Source organism: Streptomyces sp. SLBN-8D4 (genome assembly GCF_049739545.1).
GTDB classification, from domain to species: Bacteria; Actinomycetota; Actinomycetes; order Streptomycetales; family Streptomycetaceae; genus Streptomyces; species Streptomyces canus_C.
On record NZ_JBMGQC010000001.1, the window covers coordinates 3,158,905 to 3,176,771 of the forward strand.

The 17,867-nt window shown below is 70.5% G+C and carries 12 protein-coding genes and 2 pseudogenes; 8 read left to right on the forward strand and 6 right to left on the reverse strand.

Features of this window, described 5'->3' with window-relative positions; genetic code table 11:
• Window positions 1-4 precede the first annotated feature (4 nt).
• The gene (gene glgB, locus RKD20_RS13780) at window positions 5-2,722 is read left to right on the forward strand and encodes a 1,4-alpha-glucan branching enzyme (protein ID WP_424877993.1); all 2,718 of its coding nucleotides are present in this window, start codon (window positions 5-7) and stop codon (window positions 2,720-2,722) included.
• An 82-nt stretch (window positions 2,723-2,804) separates the two neighbouring features.
• Here glgB and RKD20_RS13785 read toward each other — a convergent pair whose 3' ends face one another.
• The 3 genes from RKD20_RS13785 to RKD20_RS13795 form a co-directional block, all read right to left on the reverse strand.
• Window positions 2,805-5,021 carry a HelD family protein gene (locus RKD20_RS13785; protein ID WP_424877994.1) on the reverse strand — a complete coding sequence of 739 codons (2,217 nt, stop codon included), beginning with the start codon at window positions 5,019-5,021 and terminating at the stop codon, window positions 2,805-2,807.
• 167 nt (window positions 5,022-5,188) lie between these two features.
• Window positions 5,189-5,521 carry a thioredoxin family protein gene (locus tag RKD20_RS13790; RefSeq protein WP_310591944.1) on the reverse strand — a complete coding sequence of 111 codons (333 nt, stop codon included), beginning with the start codon at window positions 5,519-5,521 and terminating at the stop codon, window positions 5,189-5,191.
• The gene (locus RKD20_RS13795) at window positions 5,518-5,946 is read right to left on the reverse strand and encodes a MerR family transcriptional regulator (protein WP_028808503.1); all 429 of its coding nucleotides are present in this window, start codon (window positions 5,944-5,946) and stop codon (window positions 5,518-5,520) included. The genes RKD20_RS13790 and RKD20_RS13795 overlap by 4 nt, the downstream gene beginning before the upstream one ends.
• Window positions 5,947-6,233: 287 nt before the next feature.
• On the opposite strand from RKD20_RS13795, the pseudogene RKD20_RS13800 reads away from it, so the two are divergent.
• Window positions 6,234-6,437 (forward strand): annotated as a pseudogene (locus RKD20_RS13800) (MarR family transcriptional regulator); the annotation flags it as partial.
• A 180-nt stretch (window positions 6,438-6,617) separates the two neighbouring features.
• Here RKD20_RS13800 and RKD20_RS13805 read toward each other — a convergent pair.
• The gene (locus tag RKD20_RS13805) at window positions 6,618-7,415 is read right to left on the reverse strand and encodes a DUF2127 domain-containing protein (RefSeq protein ID WP_424877995.1); all 798 of its coding nucleotides are present in this window, start codon (window positions 7,413-7,415) and stop codon (window positions 6,618-6,620) included.
• 76 nt (window positions 7,416-7,491) lie between these two features.
• Complete coding sequence (locus RKD20_RS13810) at window positions 7,492-9,162, reverse strand: MFS transporter (RefSeq protein ID WP_424877996.1); 1,671 nt, start codon at window positions 9,160-9,162, stop codon at window positions 7,492-7,494.
• A gap of 119 nt (window positions 9,163-9,281) precedes the next feature.
• On the opposite strand from RKD20_RS13810, the gene RKD20_RS13815 reads away from it, so the two are divergent.
• Complete coding sequence (locus RKD20_RS13815; protein WP_402270893.1) at window positions 9,282-9,890, forward strand: TetR/AcrR family transcriptional regulator; 609 nt, start codon at window positions 9,282-9,284, stop codon at window positions 9,888-9,890.
• A 135-nt stretch (window positions 9,891-10,025) separates the two neighbouring features.
• Here the strand turns inward: RKD20_RS13815 and RKD20_RS13820 are convergent, their stop codons facing one another.
• Window positions 10,026-11,402: a cation:dicarboxylate symporter family transporter gene (locus tag RKD20_RS13820; RefSeq protein WP_424877997.1), complete on the reverse strand. Its 1,377-nt coding sequence runs from the start codon at window positions 11,400-11,402 to the stop codon at window positions 10,026-10,028.
• A gap of 150 nt (window positions 11,403-11,552) precedes the next feature.
• Between RKD20_RS13820 and RKD20_RS13825 the strand changes: the two genes are divergently transcribed.
• The 5 genes and pseudogenes from RKD20_RS13825 (at window position 11,553) to RKD20_RS13845 (ending at window position 17,414) form a co-directional block, all read left to right on the forward strand.
• Window positions 11,553-13,553: an ATP-binding protein gene (locus RKD20_RS13825; RefSeq protein ID WP_424877998.1), complete on the forward strand. Its 2,001-nt coding sequence runs from the start codon at window positions 11,553-11,555 to the stop codon at window positions 13,551-13,553.
• Window positions 13,550-14,239 (forward strand): response regulator, encoded by a 690-nt coding sequence (locus RKD20_RS13830; RefSeq protein ID WP_391175954.1) that lies wholly within the window; start codon window positions 13,550-13,552, stop codon window positions 14,237-14,239. The genes RKD20_RS13825 and RKD20_RS13830 overlap by 4 nt, the downstream gene beginning before the upstream one ends.
• A 115-nt stretch (window positions 14,240-14,354) precedes the next feature.
• The gene (locus tag RKD20_RS13835) at window positions 14,355-15,716 is read left to right on the forward strand and encodes an extracellular solute-binding protein (protein ID WP_424877999.1); all 1,362 of its coding nucleotides are present in this window, start codon (window positions 14,355-14,357) and stop codon (window positions 15,714-15,716) included.
• On the forward strand, window positions 15,713-16,573 hold the full coding sequence (locus tag RKD20_RS13840) for a carbohydrate ABC transporter permease (RefSeq protein WP_424878000.1): 861 nt from the start codon (window positions 15,713-15,715) through the stop codon (window positions 16,571-16,573). Before RKD20_RS13835 ends, RKD20_RS13840 begins: the two co-directional genes overlap by 4 nt.
• Before the next feature lie 2 nt (window positions 16,574-16,575).
• A pseudogene (locus tag RKD20_RS13845) lies at window positions 16,576-17,414 on the forward strand (carbohydrate ABC transporter permease).
• Window positions 17,415-17,867 lie beyond the last annotated feature (453 nt).

Here is a 17,867-nt window from a genome sequence, read left to right on the forward strand (position 1 = left end):
GCCAGTGACCCCCCGCCCCACCCCCAGCGGTTCGGACCCGAAGAAGACTGCGAAGAAGAAGGCCGCGGAGAAGGCAGTGACCAAGAAGGCGTCGGCGCAGAAGGCGGAGCCGGTGGCCAAGAAGGCGCCCGCGAAGAAGGCACCCGCGAAGAAGGCGGCCGCCGCCAAGACGGCTGTCGGCGCGGCGGCGGAAACGGCGCGTGCCGTGAAAGCCGGTGCCGAGAAGGTCGGCGCCGAAGCGACCGGTGCCGTGAAAGCCGTCGCCAAGAGGGGCGGCGCCGGAAAGGCCGTGGCCAAGAAGGCCGGCGCTGAGAAGGTGGGTGCCGAGAAGGCCGTGGCCAAGAAGGCATTGGTCAGGGAGGCGGCCGTCGACAAACCTGTCGTGAAGAAGGCCGCCGCGAAGAAGGCCGCGGCGAAGAAGGGCGCCGCCAAGAAGGTGACCACCAAGAAGACCGCGGCGCCGAAGCCGAGCGGTGTGAACCCCGCGGTGCCTCCGGCGGCCCCCGCCCCCGCCCCGCCGCCGGAGGCACCCGTCTCCCCCGCCATGGACGCCGCCGACCGGGACCGGCTGCGCGCCGGCACCCACCACAATCCGCACGGCGTGCTGGGAGCCCACCCGGTGCCCGGCGGGGTGGCCTTCCGGGTGTTCCGTCCGTACGCCCTGGGCGTCACGGTCGTCGCCGGGGACGTGCGGGCCGAACTGCAGGACGACGGCGACGGCTTCTTCTCCGGCCTGCTCCCGCTGCGGGAGATCCCCACCTACCGCCTGCTCGTCGCGTACGAGGGGACGGTCCAGGACACCGAGGACGCGTACGCCTTCCTGCCCGCGCTCGGCGACCTCGACCTGCATCTGATCGGCGAGGGCCGGCACGAGCAGCTGTGGACGGCGCTGGGCGCGCAGCCCATGACCCACCAGGGTGTGTCGGGGACCCGCTTCACGGTGTGGGCTCCGAACGCGCGCGGTGTGCGGGTGGCAGGCACCTTCAACTTCTGGGACCCCTCGGCGTTCGCGATGCGCTCGCTCGGCTCCACCGGCGTCTGGGAGCTGTTCGTGCCCGGTGTCGGGGAGGGCGAGCTGTACAAGTTCGAGATCACCCGCCCCGACGGCTCCAAGACCCTGCGCGCGGACCCGCTGGCCCGCCGCACCGAGGTCCCGCCCAACACCTCCTCGATCATCCACGCCTCGCACCACGAGTGGCAGGACCAGGAGTGGCTGGCGAACCGGGCGGCCGGCGCCCCCGCCCACGAGGCCCCCTTCTCGGTCTACGAGATCCATCTCCCTTCCTGGCGACCGGGTCTGACGTACCGTCAGCTCGCCGAGCAACTGCCCGCCTACGTGAAGGACCTGGGCTTCACCCACGTCGAGCTGATGCCGGTCGCCGAGCACCCCTTCGGCGGCTCCTGGGGTTACCAGGTCACCGGCTTCTACGCGCCCACGGCCCGGCTGGGCACCCCCGACGACTTCAAGTACCTCGTCGACGCGCTCCACCAGGCCGGGATCGGCGTCCTGATGGACTGGGTGCCGGCCCACTTCCCGCGCGACGACTGGGCGCTCGCCGAGTTCGACGGCCGCACCCTGTACGAGCACGAGGATCCGCTCCGCGCGGCCCACCCCGACTGGGGCACGCTGGAGTTCGACTACGGACGCCGGGAGGTGCGCAACTTCCTGGTGGCCAACGCCGTGTACTGGTGCGAGGAGTTCCACATCGACGGCCTGCGGGTCGACGCGGTCGCCTCGATGCTCTACCTCGACTACTCGCGCGAGCCGGGCCAGTGGATCCCCAACGTGCACGGCGGCCGGGAGAACCTGGACGCGGTGGACTTCCTCCAGGAGATGAACGCGACGGTGTACCGGCGGGTGCCGGGCGTGGTGACGATCGCGGAGGAGTCCACGGCCTGGGACGGTGTGACGCGCGCGACACACCACATGGGCCCGGGCGGCTTCGGCGGCCTCGGCTTCGGCCTGAAGTGGAACATGGGCTGGATGCACGACTCACTGGACTACATGGCCCACGAGCCGGTGCACCGCAAGTACCACCACCACGAGATGACGTTCTCGATGGTGTACGCGTACAGCGAGAACTACGTCCTGCCGATCTCCCACGACGAGGTGGTGCACGGCAAAGGCTCACTGGTCTCGAAGATGCCGGGCGACTGGTGGCAGCAACGCGCCAATCTCCGCGCCTACCTGGCCTTCATGTGGGCCCACCCGGGCAAGCAACTCCTTTTCATGGGCCAGGAGTTCGCCCAGGGCGCCGAGTGGTCGGAGGCCCACGGCCCCGACTGGTGGCTGCTCGACCCGGCGTACGGCGCCGAGGCGGACCACCGGGGCGTCCGCGACCTGGTCCGCGACCTGAACGTCGTGTACCGCCACACCCCGGCCCTGTGGCAGCACGACACGGACCCCTCGGGCTTCCAGTGGATCGTGGGCGACGCGTCGGAGGACAACGTCTTCGCCTTCCTGAGGTACGACGCGGAAGGCATCCCCCTGCTGGCGGTGTCCAACCTCGCCCCGGTGGTTCGCCCCGGCTACCGCCTGGGCGCCCCGGACGACGTCCCGGCCTGGGTGGAGTCCCTGAACACGGACGCCTCAGGGTACGGCGGCAGCGACGTGACCAACCCGGAGATCGTGAAGCCGGACCCGCAGAGCTGGCACGGCCGCCCGGCCAGTCTCCAGGTGACGCTGCCGCCCCTGGCCACGGTGTGGCTGCGCCCGGCCTGAACCGGAACACCGGAGCGGACCCGCGGGGGTCCGCTCCGGGACCCCGGGGCGTCCTCGCAGGGACCTGGGTGACCCATGACACTCAGGTGGTGACCAGCGCCTTCGGCAGCCGGCCCGTGTGCAGCACGCCCAGCCGCTGGGTCGCCCGGGTCAGCGCCACATACAGGTCGCTCGTGCCGTAGAGCCCCGGCTCGACCACGAGCACGGAGTCGAATTCGAGCCCCTTCGACTGCCGGGGGTCGAGGAGTACGACGGTGTGCGTCAGGTCCGGTTCCGCACCCGCCGTCACCCCGTCGAGGCGGGCCGCGAGCCTGCGGTGCAGATGGCGGGGGGCGATGACCGCGAGCCGGCCCTCTGCGGGGGTCAGTTCCTTCACCGCCTCCGCGACCGCGCCGGGCAGGTCGTCGGTGGCCCGCACCCATGGCCGTACCCCTGTCGACCGCACCGAGCTCGGCGGCTCGAAGCCGGGGTCCGAGGCGCGCACCACGGCCGCCGCGAGCTCCATGATCTCGGCCGGGGTGCGGTAGTTGACGCCCAGCCGCGCGTGCTCCCAGCGGTCCTGGACGTACGGCTGAAGGATCTTCTGCCACGAACCCACGCCCGCCGCCTCCGCGGTCTGCGCCGGGTCGCCGACCAGGGTCATCGAGCGGGTCGGGCTGCGCCGCATGAGCAACCGCCAGGCCATCGGCGACAGTTCCTGCGCCTCGTCGACGATGATGTGCCCGAACGCCCAGGTGCGGTCGGCCGCCGCGCGCTCGGCGGCGCTGCGGTGGTCGTCCTCCTCCTGCCGCTCGGCGAACCGCTCGGCGTCGATGATGTCGTGCGCGGAGAGGACCTCGGAGTCCTCCTCGTCCTTGTCGTCGAACTCGTAGGTGCGCGAGGCGTACGACACGTCGAGCACCCCCTGCGCGTACGCGACCTGGTTCTCGCGCTCGCGCTCGGCCCTGGCCCGCGCCACCCGCTCGTCCACACCGAGGAGTTCGGCCGCCTCGTCGAGCAGGGGTACGTCCGCCACCGTCCACCCCCGGGTCACCGGGCGGCGGATGGCGGCCGCGTCCTCGTCGGGGAGGTGGCCGACCGGATCGGCGAGGAAGTCCGCGACCAGTCGCTGCGGGGTCAGACGTGGCCACAGCTGGTCGATGGCGGCCCAGACCTCGGGGTTCTCGGCGAGTTCGTCGCGGATCTGCGTGATGTCGCTCGGGTCCAGCAGATTCGTCCCGTCGAAGGGGTCCGTGCCGATACGTTCGGCGACCATGTCGGTGAGCGTGTTGAGGATGTGGCCCTCGAAGTGCTCACGGGCGACGTTGTGCGGCAGCCGGGCGGCGCGGGTCTTCTCGCGGGCGACCTTGACCAGGCCGTCGTCGAGCATGAGGATCTCGCGGTCGTGCTCGATCGCGATCACCGGGTCGGGCAGCGCCTGCCAGTCGCGTACGACGTCGGCGAGGACGTCCGCCATGGCGGCGCGCCCCTTCACCGCGGCCGCGGCACGGCTGTCGGTCGCCGTCGCCTTCACCCCGGGGAAGAGCTCCCCGACCGTCGCGAGGAGCACACCGGTCTCGCCCAGCGAGGGCAGCACCTCGCCGATGTAGCCGAGGAAGGCCGGGTTGGGGCCGACGATCAGCACGGCCCGCTTGGCCAGCAACTCCCGGTGTTCGTAGAGGAGATACGCGGCCCGGTGCAGGGCGACGGCCGTCTTGCCGGTGCCAGGGCCGCCCTCCACCACCAGCACTCCGCGGTGCGGGGCGCGGATGATCTCGTCCTGCTCGGCCTGGATGGTCTGCACGATGTCGCTCATGCGTCCGGTGCGCGCGGTGTTGAGCGCGGCGAGCAGGACGGCGTCGCCTGTCGGGTCCTCGTGGCCGGTCCGTTCCTGGTCGCCCAGGTCGAGGATCTCGTCGTGCAGGTCGGTCACCCGGCGGCCCTCGGTGCCGATGTGCCGGCGGCGGCGCAGGCCCATCGGAGTGTGCCCCGTGGCCAGGTAGAAGGGGCGGGCGACGTCGGCCCGCCAGTCGATGAGGATCGGCGTGCGGTCGGCGTCCTCGCGGCGCAGTCCGATCCGGCCGATGTGATGAGTGGTGCCCGAGGTGAAGTCGATCCGGCCGAAGCAGAGGGAACCGTCGACCGCGTTCAGCGCGGCCAGCAGCCCCGAGCGCTCGGCGACCAGGATGTCCCGCTCCAGCCGGGCCTGCATCGGGGTGTTGCCCTGGCCGAGCGCGTCCGTGACGGACGCCTCGGTGTCGCCGCGCAGGGCGTCCACATGTGCGTACAGGCCGTCGATGAATTCCTGTTCCTGCCGCAATTCATCGTCCGGAAAACCGGTGTTTGACAATTCCACTCCCGCCCGGATATACTGTGCTCACTGAACTTCTTTGCGACCCGATAATTTTGAAGTCGCGAATCATTGAATATACGCAAAGAAATCCCCCGAGCGCAATCGCTCGGGGGATTTCTGTGTATTGCGCGGGCTCACAGGACGTCGGTCAGCTCCTCCAGCAGCCGCCGCTTGGGCCTCGCCCCCACCATCGACCGCACGGGCTCCCCGTCCCGGAACACCATGAAGGTGGGCATCGACAGCACCTTGTAGGCGTTCGTGGTCAGCGGATTGGTGTCGACGTCCAGCTGGACGACCTTGAGCCGCTCCCCCTCCTCCGCGGCGAGAGCCGTGAGCACCGGCCCCATCTGCCGGCACGGCGGACACCAGTCGGCGGTGAACTCCACCAGCACCGGCAGCGGTGCGCCGAGCACCTCCGTATCGAAGTCCGCGTCCGTCACCTCGGCCACGCCGGCTGCTCTGATCACCTGTGGTCTCCTCCCAGTTCGCACACCGGCTCCGGACCGCCCGGAACCTCCGCGTCGGCGGCCAGCTCGGCACGCGCCCGCTCGGCCCGCTCCAGCTGCTGCCCGACCTGGGCGCGCACGGCCTGCAACTCACCGATCAGCGCGTCCAGTTCACCGAGCTTGCGCCGGTAGACCGCGAGCGAGGCAGGACACGAGTCGCCCTCGGGATGGCCGGCCCGCAGACACTCCACGAACGGCCGCGTCTCCTCCAGGTCGAACCCGAAATCCTGGAGCGTCCGGATCTGCCGGAGCAGCTTCAGGTCGTCCTCGTCGTAGGTCCGGTATCCGTTGTGCCCGCGCCGCGCGGGCAGCAGCCCCCGCGCCTCGTAGTAGCGCAGCGTCCGCGTCGTGGTTCCGGCCCGTGCGGCCAGCTCGCCGATTCGCATGCCCCTGAACGTAGTCCTTGACGTCGACGTCAAGGCAAGAGCGCGTTGGGCTCGCGCCCGTTCGACGTCGTCGTCGGCCTGCCGCACCCCGCGCAGGCGGAGAGCGGCCCTGCGGCCCTATAGGGCCCCGCATTCCTCGTCGCCCTTACGGCGAGGAAAAGCACCGGGCGGAGTCCGCTTCCTCGGCCGAACCCCGAATTTCCCTCTTCACGGCGGAGTGGTGCGAGGCACTCGGTGGATGCCCGACCCGAGCGCCCCCGCCCGCTCCCCCGTCACCGGGAAGCCGTGGCTATGTCACCCGCGTCCCGGACCCGACCGACAAGCGGGCCCGGCTGGTGCGGGGCGCGGCGAAGGCGTGGGCGGCGAAGGAGGTCGCCGACGGGGTGGTCGCCGAGGTGGAGAAGGAGTGGGAGGAGCATCTCGGCAGCCGTCGTATGAAGCAGCTGCGTGAGGCGCTGACCCTGCTGCGGGAGATCACCGATCCGTGGGCCTGGCGTGTGTTCGTGGGCGCCGGCGAGGTCCTGGCGGACGGCGGCCGCGCGGAGGCGCAGACCGAGAGCCGACACGGCCCTGACCCGACGCCGAGCGGTCGGCAGAGCCCGAGGCCAACGCCGGAAGCCCGGTTCCGGGCCCTTCTGGCTCAGAGCGCGGGCCTCAGCGCCCGGAACGACTCACGGCTGTCGAGACCCCTGACCGAATGCGCTGACCTCACGCAGCCCGCCGGCCTCCTCGACCTCCAGCAGCGACGCGCTCTGCCGTTCCTCCTCGAAGGCCCGGTGGCCGCCGCGCAGGCCGAACAGGCGCTTGGCCAGGAGGATGTAGAGGACGGCGAGGATGTTGAGGAACAACGTGGCGATCTTCAACCAGCTGATGCGCTCGGTGAGTTCGTAGATCTCCAGCGGGAGGAACGCGGCGGTCGCGACCACCGTCAGGTACTCCGCCCAGCGCTTGGCGTACCAGAGGCCGACCGCCTCGACGAGTTCGATCAGGGCGTACGCCAGCAGCAGCACGGCCACCAGGACAAGGGTGTTGTGCTTGTACCCGAAGGTCTTCTGGACGGTGTCGACGATCGGCGAGTGGTCGAGGTCGTAGTGGAAGTGCCGGAACACCGGCCGGAAGACGTCCAGATACTCGTCGAAGAGCCGGCGCACCGCGTCCTGGCTGTTGCTGAACTTCCACACCGCCACCGCGGCCAGCACGATGAACACCCCGCGTACCGCCCGCTCGATCGCGAGGAAGCGAAGGATGAACAGGTCCCTGAGCACCTTGCCGCGCGGCACGAGGGGCGCGTGGTCCGCGGGTCCCGAGCCGTGCGGCTCACCGAGGGCGAAGTCGCCGCAGCGCAGGCAGCGCCACGCCCCGCCCAGGGCGGTCTCGGCGTACAGCCGGTCCCTGAGGCGGGGCTCGTCCGGCGCGTACGTCACATGGCCGCGACGCGCGCAGGTCCGCCGGTCCCAGTCGATCTTCATCCCCCGTGTGCCTCCGATGACAAAGCGTGCCGTCCGGGGACGGCACGCTAGTGGGGCCGGGTAAGAGTTCGGTGAGTCAGCGGGTGCCGACCAGCTCCTTCGCCTCCTCGGCCTCGGCAGCGGGCTCGGCGGACTTGCGGCCGGGCAGCAGCACCGCGACCAGTACCGTGCCGACGCCCAGCACGATCGCTCCGACCAGGCTGGTGTGCGCCACCGCGTCGGAGAAGGACGAGCCGACCGCGTCCGCCATCTGCCGGGCACCGGAGGCGAGCTGTCCGGCCTGCGCCTTCAGCTGGGCGGCCTGCTGGGGGTCGGTGGCGTCCGCGGCTTGCGCCGCGACCTGCTGGGCCTTCGCGCCGAGGCCCTGCGCGACCGTGTATCCGGCACCCACGGAGTCCTGCGCGGTCTCCAGCGCCGAGGCCGGGAGCCTGCTGCCGGCGGTGGCGTCGGAGAGGTGGCCCGAGTAGGAGGTGGCCAGCAGCGAGCCGAGGATCGCGATGCCGAGCGAGCCGCCGAGTTCGATCGAGGTGTCGTTCACCGCGCCGCCGACGCCCAGCTCGGACTCGGGGAAGGCTCCCATGATCGCGTCCGTGGCGGGCGAGAGGGCGAGGCCGATCGCCAGGCCCAGCACCATCAGGGGCGCGACGAAATCGCCGTACGACGCACTCGCGTCGATCCGGGTGAGCAGGGCGAGGGCCGCCGTGCCGCCGACCATGCCCGCGGTGACCGTCCACTTCATGCCGACCCGCGGGGTGAGGAACCCGGTCAGGGCGGAGCCGGCGAAGACCGCGCCGGCCAGCGGCAGCATGCGCAGGCCGGTCTCCAGGGCGCTGTAGCCGAGGACGAACTGGAGGTGCTGGGTGAGGTAGTAGAAGGCGCCGAAGACGGCCAGGAAGAACAGGGCGACGGCGAGGTTGGCGCCCGCGAAGCCGCGGTCGGTGAAGCGGCGGACGTCGACGACGGGGCGCGGGTGGCGCAGCTCCCAGGCGACGAAGAGCGCGAGGCCGGAGCCCGCGACCACCGCGGCGGCGATCGCCTTGGCGTGCCAGCCGAAGTGCGGGCCTTCGATGATCATGTAGACCAGCGCGCCGATCCACACGACCGACAGCAGACCGCCGACGTAGTCGATACGGCCGTGCTTCGCGGCCTTGGACGGCGGGACGAGGACGAGGGCCGCGCCCAGCGCCACGGCCGCGATCGGGACGTTGATCAGGAACGTCGACGTCCAGGCGTGGTGCTCCAGGAGCGCGCCCGCGACGAGCGGCCCGGCGGCGATCGCCACACCCGAGGTGGCGGTCCACACGGTGATCGCCTTGGCGCGCTCACCGCGCGGGAAGGTCGCGGCGAGCAGGGACAGCGTGGCCGGCATGATCATCGCGGCGCCGGTGCCCATCACCGCGCGGGCCGCGATGACGGTCGTGGCACTGTCGGCGAAGAAGCCGAGGACCGAGCCGCCACCGAAGACCCCGAGGCCCAGCAGGAGCGCGCCGCGGCGGCTGTACTTGTCGCCGATCGCACCGAACAGCAGCATCAGGGCGGCGTACGGAACGGTGTAGCCGTCGATGACCCACTGCAGGTCGGCGCTGGACAGGCCGAGGTCCTCGGTCATGTCGGGGGCCGCGACCGTGAGGGCGGTGTTCGCCATCACGATGATCAGCAGGCTGAGGCAGAGGACGAGGAGTGCCCACCAGCGGCGGGCGTAGGGACGCTCCATCTTCTCGACCGGTTCGGTCATGACGAGTCGCATGGCAGGGGTGGCCTTCCTCAGCGATATTGCACAGTGATGTGCATTTGCTCAACGCCGTGCAATGTACGCCTGTTGCACAACGCTGTGCAAGCCAGGCCGGGAGGGGCACAATGGCGGCCATGACCACGGGCCACTCCAGTCGCGCCGACGCCAACCGACGCCGCATCCTCGACATCGCACTCGCCGAACTGCTGCGCGACCCCGACGCGTCCATGGACCAGATCGCGCGCGCCGCCGGTGTCGTACGGCGGACCGTGTACGGCCACTTCCCGAGCCGTGAGGCGCTGATCGGCACGCTCGTCGACGGCGCCGTGGAGGCGGTGGCGGCCGCGCACGCGGCGGGACGCGCGGGGAGCGAGGACCTGGCGCAGGCCGTCGCGGGCTCCGTGCTCGCGGTCTGGAAGGTCGCCGACCGCTATCGCATCCTGGTCGCGCTCGCCCAGCGCAGCGTCACGGTGCAGGGCATCCGCGAACGGCTCGCCCCCGTGCGGGACGCCTGCACCGAACTGCTCCAGCGCGGTCTGGACGAGGGCGTCTTCGTCTCACCGCTGCCCGCGCCCGCTCTGGCGTACGTCCACGAGCAGATGATGTTCGCGGTGATGGAGGCGGTGAACGACGGGCTGCTGGACGCGGAGGAGGCGGGCCGCTCCACCGCGGTCACCGTTCTGACCGCGGCGGGCGTACCCGCCTCTCTGGCCACCGCGCTGGTGGCGAAACTGAGCGACTGAACCGTTCGGGAAAATGGGCCCGGGCGGCCGAGCCACGGGGGGAGTACTCGGCCGCCCGGGGCGGGAGCCGGGCCCGGGTTCAGGCCGGGCCCGGCTCGGCTCTGTGTGGCCGTACGGCCATCGGCGTCCGGCCGCTCAGGCCTTGGCCAGCTCCTTCTCGCCGCCCTGCTCCGGGATGTCCGCCGCCGGCGTCTCGTCGTCGTGGTCGAGGAGGGTCTTCTCATCGAAGGGCAGGTGACCGGCGAGCACCTGGTCGACGCGCTCGCGGTCGATCTCCTTGGTCCAGGTGCCGATCAGGACGGTGGCGACGGCGTTGCCCGCGAAGTTGGTCAGGGCGCGCGCCTCGCTCATGAAGCGGTCGATGCCGACGATCAGGCCGATGCCGTCCACCAGGGCGGGCTTGTGCGACTGGAGACCGCCGGCCAGGGTCGCGAGACCGGCGCCGGTGACACCGGCGGCGCCCTTCGAGGCGACGAACAGGAAGAGCAGCAGCGGGATCTGCTCACCGATCGACATCGGCGTGCCCATGGCGTCGGCGATGAACAGCGAGGCCATGGTCATGTAGATCATGGTGCCGTCGAGGTTGAAGGAGTAGCCGGTCGGGACCGTGATGCCGACGACCGGCTTGCTGACGCCCAGGTGCTCCATCTTCGCGATCAGCCTCGGCAGCGCGGACTCGGAGGACGAGGTCGACAGGATCAGCAGGAACTCACGGCCCAGGTACTTGAAGAGCGTGAGGATGTTCAGGCCCGCGATGATCCGCAACAGGGTGCCGAGCACGATGATGACGAACAGGAAGCAGGTGATGTAGAAGCCGACCATCAGCAGCGCGAGGTCCTTGAGCGCGTCCACGCCCGCGGAACCGACGACGGCGGCCATCGCGCCGAAGGCACCGACCGGGGCGGCCCACATCACCATGGCGAGGATGCGGAAGACGAGCCGCTGGATGTGCTCGACACCGCGCAGGACCGGTGCTCCGGCCGGACCCATGGCCTGCAGCGCGAACCCGGTGAGCAGGGCGATCAGCAGGGTCTGGAGGACCTCGCCCTCGGTGAAGGCGGAGACGAACGTGGTCGGGATGATGCCGAGCAGGAACGTGGTGGTGTCCTTGGCCTCCGCGTCGACCTGCGCATGGCCGACGTCCTTGACCGCGTCGGTCACGGCGAGGCCGGTGCCCGGGTCCAGGATGTTGCCGACAACCAGGCCGATGCCCAGCGCGACCAGCGACATGATCGTGAAGTAGAGCAGCGCGATACCGCCGACGGCGCCGACCTTGGCGGCCTTCCGTACCGATCCGATACCGAGGACGATCGTGCAGAAGATGATCGGCGAGATCATCATCTTGATCAGGTTCACGAACCCGGTGCCGATCGGCTTCAGCTCGACCGCGAAGTCGGGTGCGACCAGGCCGACGGTGATACCCAGGGCAACCGCGACGATCACCGCGATGTACAGGTAGTGAGTGCGGTCCTTTTTGACTGCGGGTGCCGTATCGGGGGTGCTGGCGGCCACGGCTGCCCTCCTTGACGTCTTCGTCGGATGACCGGCGTGCGGCTCACGTCCGGGCTTTTGAAGGAATGCCGTGACTATCTCCCGCCCTGTGAGGGCGGTCACCCTTCCGTTCATTTAGTTCACAATCAGCCAGGGAGGCAGACTGACACCATGCGCATCCCCGTACCGAGACCCCGGAGCCTCGCGGCCCAGCTCTTCGCCATGCAGGCGGTGCTGATCGCCGTGGTCGTGGCGGGGTACGCGCTGTTCACGTACGTCAGTGACCGGGGCCAGGCCGAGGACGCGGCGCGCAGTCAGGCCCGGGCCGTGGCGCGGGCGGTCGCGGACTCGCCGTCCGTGCGGGAGGCGATCGGTACGCCGAAGCCGACGGTCGAACTTCAGCCGTACGCGCTCAGGGTGATGGCCGACACCGGGGTCGACTTCGTCACGATCATGAGTCCGCAGGGCATCCGCTGGACCCACCCCGACCCGGACCAGATCGGCAGGCACTTCCTCGGCAACACCGAGCGGGCCCTCAAGGGCGATACCTTCACGGAGACCTACACCGGCACGCTGGGCGCCTCGGTGCGGGCCGTCACCCCGGTCAAGGACGACGACGGGAAGGTCATCGGCCTGGTCAGCGCCGGCATCCAGGTCGCGAAGATCAGCGAGCGGGTGCAGGGCCAGCTCACCGCCCTGCTCGCGGTCGCGGGCGGCGCTCTCGCGCTCGGCGCCATCGGCACCTACGTCGTCAACGCCCGCCTGCGCCGCCACACCCACGGCATGAACGCGGCCGAGCTCAGCAGGATGCACGACTACCACCAGGCCGCCCTGCACGCGGTACGCGAGGGGCTGCTGATGCTGGACGGGCAGTACCGTGTCGCGCTGATCAACGACGGCGGACGGGAGTTGCTGGGGGTGTCCTCGCAGGACCAGGTGATCGGGCGGTCGGTGGCGGACCTAGGGCTGCCGGCACCGCTGACGGGTGCGCTGCTCTCCTCCGAGCCACGGGTGGACGAGGTCCATCTGACGTCCACGCGGGTCCTGGTCGTCAACACCTCCCCGGTCTCCGGCGGAGAGCAGCGCGGCACCGTGGCCACCCTTCGCGATGTGACCGAACTCCAGTCCCTGATGGGCGAGTTGGACTCCGAGCGGGGCTTCACCCAGGCGCTGCGCTCCCAGGCCCACGAGGCGGCGAACCGGCTGCACACGGTCGTCTCCCTGATCGAGCTGGGCCGCGCGGAACAGGCGGTGGACTTCGCGACCGCCGAACTGGAGCTGGCGCAGGCGCTGACCGACCAGGTCGTGGCGGCGGTCGGCGAGCCGGTGCTGGCCGCCCTGCTCCTTGGCAAGACCGCACAGGCGAACGAGCGGGGTGTGGAGCTGGTCGTGTCGGAGGACAGCCGGCTGGACGACGGGTTGCTGCCGGAGAGCCTTCCCGCCCGGGACCTGGTCACGATCCTCGGCAACCTCATCGACAACGCGGTGGACGCGGCGCAGGGCAGCGTGCGGGCGCGGGTGACGGTGACGGCTTACGCAGCGGGCACAGCGGACACGGCCGGCCGCGGGCTGGTCCTGCGGGTCGCCGACACCGGCGCGGGCGTCGACCCGGCCCACGCCGAGGCGGTCTTCCAGCGCGGCTTCTCGACGAAGCCGGCGGGACCGGGCGGACGCGGGCTGGGCCTCGCACTCGTACGCCAGACGGTCAACCGCTGCAAGGGAACCCTGACCGTGGCGGAGGCGGAGGGCGGCGGCGCCGAGTTCGAGGTACGACTGCCCCTCGGGGACCAGGAGGCACAGGTCCCCGCCGGGGGCCCGGAGGTGCGGCTGCCTCACGGAAGCCAGCCCGAGGGCTCCGAAGGCATCACGGGTTCCGGGGGCCCAGGCGGCCCCGGGGGCGCGGGAGGCCCCACGGCCACCGAAAGCGCCCCGGTCCCGGAAGGCGCTGCGAGCCCCCCGGCAGTCTCGACGACCATGGCAAACGCCACCGCCCCGGAAGGCCCCGCCGGCCCGGGCAGCTCCGCGGCCACCGAGGGCACCACCGTCCCAAGCCTCCCCCAGAACCGGAAAGACTCCACGACCCCCAAGAACGCCACGCCCCCGGACGGCCCCCCGACCTCCCTCGGGCCCCCGGTCCCCGACGGTGCCAAGGTCCCCGGAGGCGATGTATGACCACCCCGCAGCCCATCCGTGTGCTGGTCGTCGAGGACGATCCGGTCGCCGCCGACGCGCATGTCCTGTACGTCAACCGGGTCCCCGGCTTCACGGCCGTCGGCAAGGCCCACACCGGTGCCGAGGCCCGGCGTCTGCTGGACCGTACGGCCGTCGACCTGCTCCTGCTCGATCTGCATCTGCCGGACGGGCACGGCCTCCAGCTGGCCCGTTCACTGCGCGCGGCCGGGCATCAGGCGGACGTGATAGCGGTGACGTCGGCCCGGGACCTGACGGTCGTACGGGAAGGCGTCTCGCTGGGGGTCGTGCAGTACGTACTGAAGCCGTTCACCTTCGCCACCCTGCGCGACCGGCTGATCCGGTACGCGGAGTTCCACGCCTCGGCCGGTGAGGCGAGCGGTCAGGACGAGGTGGATCGCGCGCTGGCCACGCTCCGCGCGCCGGGCCCGGCCGCCCTCCCCAAAGGGCTCAGCTCGCCGACGCTGGAGCGGGTGACGGTGGCCCTGCGGGACTGCGCCGAGGGGCTCACGGCGACCGGTCTGGCCGAGGTGGTCGGCATCTCCCGGATCACGGCCCGCCGCTACCTGGAGCATCTGGTCGACGCGGGCCGGGCGGCCCGCAGTCCGCAGTACGGGACGGTGGGCAGGCCGGAGTTGCAGTACCGGTGGGTCAAGGGGCAGCAGTAGGTCCAAGGGCCCGCAACGGCCAAGCCGTGCACGCTCATTGACCTGACTAGACCACTCCTCCTACCGTCACCGGGCAACCACCCCGCGCCACAACGACGTGAGCCCGCAGGAGGTCATGCCCGTGCGCCCCACCGCCGCTAGGACCGCCTTTCTCGCCACCGCCCTCGCCGCATCCGCCCTCACCGCCTGCGGCGGCGGTTCCGGCAGTGATCCGGACACCGTGAGGATCTCGTTCAAGCAGTCCACGGACAACTCGATCCACGTGATGGACGACTATCTCGCGGACATCAAGAAGCAGTTCGAGAAGGCGAACCCGGGCAAGAAGGTCGAGCTCGTCCCGATCAAGGCCCCGGACTCGGAGTACTACACCAAGCTCCAGCAGATGCTCCGCTCCGCGAAGACCGCGCCCGACCTGGTCTACGAGGACACCTTCCTCATCAACTCCGACATCACCAGCGGGTACTTGAAGCCGCTCGACGCCTATCTCGCCAAGTGGCCGGACTGGAACCGGTTCATCGACACCGCGAAGGCCGCCGCCAAGGCCGAGGACGGGAAGACGTACGGCGTCCCGGACGGGACGGACACCCGCGGGCTCTGGTTCGACAAGGGGATCTTCGCCAAGGCCGGGCTGCCCACGGACTGGCAGCCGAAGACCTGGGACGAGGTCCTCGACGCGGCCCGCACCATCAAGCGCAGGGTCCCGGACGTCACGCCCCTCAACGTCTACACCGGCAAACCCGCGGGCGAGGCCGCCACCATGCAGGGCTTCGAGATGCTGCTCTACGGGACCGAGGACCGGCTGTACGACGACTCCGCCAAGAAGTGGATCACCGGCAGCAAGGGCTTCAAGGACGCCCTCTCCTTCGTCGAGACGGTCTACCGGGAGAAGCTCGGCCCGGACGTCTCCACCGCGCTCGACCCCAACATCCAGACCATCGTCCGCGGCGACCTGCTCCCCAAGGGCAAGCTCGGCATCGACCTGGACGGCTCCTGGCTCCCGCAGGACTGGCTGCCCGGCAGCAGTCACGAATGGCCCGAGTGGTCCCGCGAGTTGGGGCTCGCGTACATGCCGACCCAGCACGGGCAGGCCCCCGGCAAGGTGAGCATGTCCGGCGGCTGGACCTGGTCGGTCCCGGCCAAGGCGGGCAACCCAGATCTGGCCTTCGAGTTCGTGAAGACCATGCAGACCAAGGCCAACGCGCAGAAGTGGTACGTCGCCAACTCCGGTATCTCCGTACGCGAGGACGTGGCCGCGGACCCGGCGTACGCCAAGGCGCAGCCCGGCATCAAGTTCTTCACCGACCTGGTCGCGAGCACCCACTACCGGCCCGCGTACCCGGCGTATCCGAGGGTCTCCACCGCGATCCAGGAGGCGATGGAGGGCGTGACGACCGGGGACGCCTCCGCCGAGGACGCGGCCAAGAAGTACGACGACTCGCTCAAGGAGGCCACGGACAACCAAGTGATCGAAAAGTGAACCCGCGCTCCCTCACCCGTGCCCTCCCCGTCACCCCCGCGCTCGTCCTGCTGCTCCTCTTCCTGGCCGGGCCGATCGCCTACTGCGCCTGGATCGCCTTCACCGACCTGCAGTTGACCGGCCAGGCCGAGTCGTCGTTCGTCGGCTTCGAGAACTTCCGTACGGCCTTCCGCGACGAGGAGTTCCTCAACGCGGTATGGCTGACGCTGGTGTTCACGGTCGTGTCCTCGCTGCTCGGGCAGAACACGCTGGGGCTGGCGCTCGCTTCGCTGATGCAGCGCGCCTCGAAGCCCGTGCGCACGCTCACGGGCGGCATCGTCATCACCGCGTGGGTCCTCCCCGAGGTGGTCGCGGGCTTTCTCCTCTACGCCTTCTTCCGCAAGGAGGGCACCCTGAACGCCCTGCTCGACCTGCTCCATCTCCCGTCCCAGAACTGGCTGTTCACGCTGCCGATCCTGGCGGTGTCCTTCGCGAACGTGTGGCGGGGTACGGCCTTCTCGATGCTGGTCTACTCGGCGGCGCTGAACGAGATCCCGAAGGAGATCACGGAGGCCGCCGAGGTCGACGGCGCGGGTGGCTGGCGCCGGATGTGGCACATCACCCTGCCCATGATCCGGCGTTCCATCGGTACGAACCTGATGCTGAACACCCTCCAGACGCTGTCGGTGTTCGGGCTGATCTGGGTGATGACCAGGGGCGGTCCGGGCGACAAGAGCCAGACCCTGCCCCTGTTCATGTACGAACAGGCCTTCCAGAACAGCATGATCGGCTACGGCACCGCGGTGGCCCTGCTGCTGCTCCTGGTGGGGTCCGTCTTCTCCGTGGTCTACATGCGACTGCTGCGGACGGAGGTGTGAGGGTGGCCGTGACACCTCTCGCCGACCGCCGCCGCAACCGCCGACTGGCAGCCGACGCGGGGCTGTTGGTGGTCGCCGCCGCGTTTGTGCTGCCGCTCGCCTGGGTGGTCCTGTCGGCGCTGGACCCGCATGCCGACCTGCGGGTGAAGATCCCCGACGGTGTGACGCTCGGGAACTTCGACGCGATCCTGACCTCGGAGATCACCTTCACGCCGTTGCTCAACAGCCTGATCCTGTGCGGTGGGGCGACCTTGCTGACGGTGGTCTGCGCGGCCCGGCCTATCCCCTGTCCCGCTTCCGCTCCCGCCTCAACCGGCCGTTCCTGCTGTCGATCCTCTTCGCGACCAGTCTGCCCATCACGGCGATCATGGTCCCGGTGTACGCGCTGTTCGTGCAGGTCGACCTGATCGACACCCTCCAGGGCACGATCCTGTTCTTCGCCGCCTCCCAACTGCCGTTCGCCATCTGGCTGATGAAGAACTTCATGGACGGCGTGCCGAAGGAACTGGAGGAGGCGGCCTGGACGGACGGCGCGGGTTCCCTCCAGTCCCTGCTCCGGATCGTGCTGCCGCTCATGGGCCCGGGAGTCGCGGTCGTGACCGTCTTCTCCTTCGTCATGATGTGGGGCAACTTCTTCGTCCCGTTCATGCTGCTGCTCACCCCGGACCAGATGCCGGCGTCCGTCAGCATCAACGAGTTCTTCGGCAACCGCGGAATGGTGGCCTACGGCCAGCTCGCCGCGTTCTCGATCGTCTACTCGACCCCGGTGATCCTGCTGTACGTACTGGTCGCGCGACGGTTGGGAGGCGGGTTCGCACTGGGCGGCGCGGTCAAGGGGTGACCCGGCGACCACGGCCTCACGCCCCGGCTCGAAGCACCCTGCTCTAGACCCCCGACCCGGCCGGGCGCCCCAGCTCAACACCCCACCCTGAGCTACGCCACCCCGGAGCCCGGCACGGACCCGGCCCTGAAGACGGGCACATTCCACGACGCCGGCCGGGGCACGGGCCCAGGGAGCGGGGGCCGACTGCCAGTTGCCGACGGGGTTCACGGGGGGCGCGACCCGGTCACCGAGCCGCCTGACCGGCGGCCAGTCCCCAGAGCCGGCACGGGCCGCGCGGGCCTCCACAACCCCGCTCGGGCGGACCCGGCCCCGAAGACGGGCACATTCCACGACGTCGACCGGAGCACCTGCCCAGGACGCGGAGGCTGACTACCGGGAGCCGGGAGAATCCACCGACCCGGCCGCCGAGCCCGCCCGACCGGCCGCCAACCCCCCGAAACCCGGCACAGG

Excerpts from the sequence above, each read along its gene's own strand:
- RKD20_RS13795 (WP_028808503.1), bottom strand. The coding sequence starts at position 5,946 with ATGCGAATCGGCGAGCTGGCCGCACGGGCCGGAACCACGACGCGGACG.
- RKD20_RS13805 (WP_424877995.1), bottom strand. The coding sequence starts at position 7,415 with ATGAAGATCGACTGGGACCGGCGGACCTGCGCGCGTCGCGGCCATGTG.
- RKD20_RS13810 (WP_424877996.1), bottom strand. The coding sequence starts at position 9,162 with ATGCGACTCGTCATGACCGAACCGGTCGAGAAGATGGAGCGTCCCTAC.
- RKD20_RS13815 (WP_402270893.1), top strand. The coding sequence starts at position 9,282 with ATGACCACGGGCCACTCCAGTCGCGCCGACGCCAACCGACGCCGCATC.
- RKD20_RS13825 (WP_424877998.1), top strand. The coding sequence starts at position 11,553 with ATGCGCATCCCCGTACCGAGACCCCGGAGCCTCGCGGCCCAGCTCTTC.
- RKD20_RS13830 (WP_391175954.1), top strand. The coding sequence starts at position 13,550 with ATGACCACCCCGCAGCCCATCCGTGTGCTGGTCGTCGAGGACGATCCG.
- RKD20_RS13835 (WP_424877999.1), top strand. The coding sequence starts at position 14,355 with ATGCCCGTGCGCCCCACCGCCGCTAGGACCGCCTTTCTCGCCACCGCC.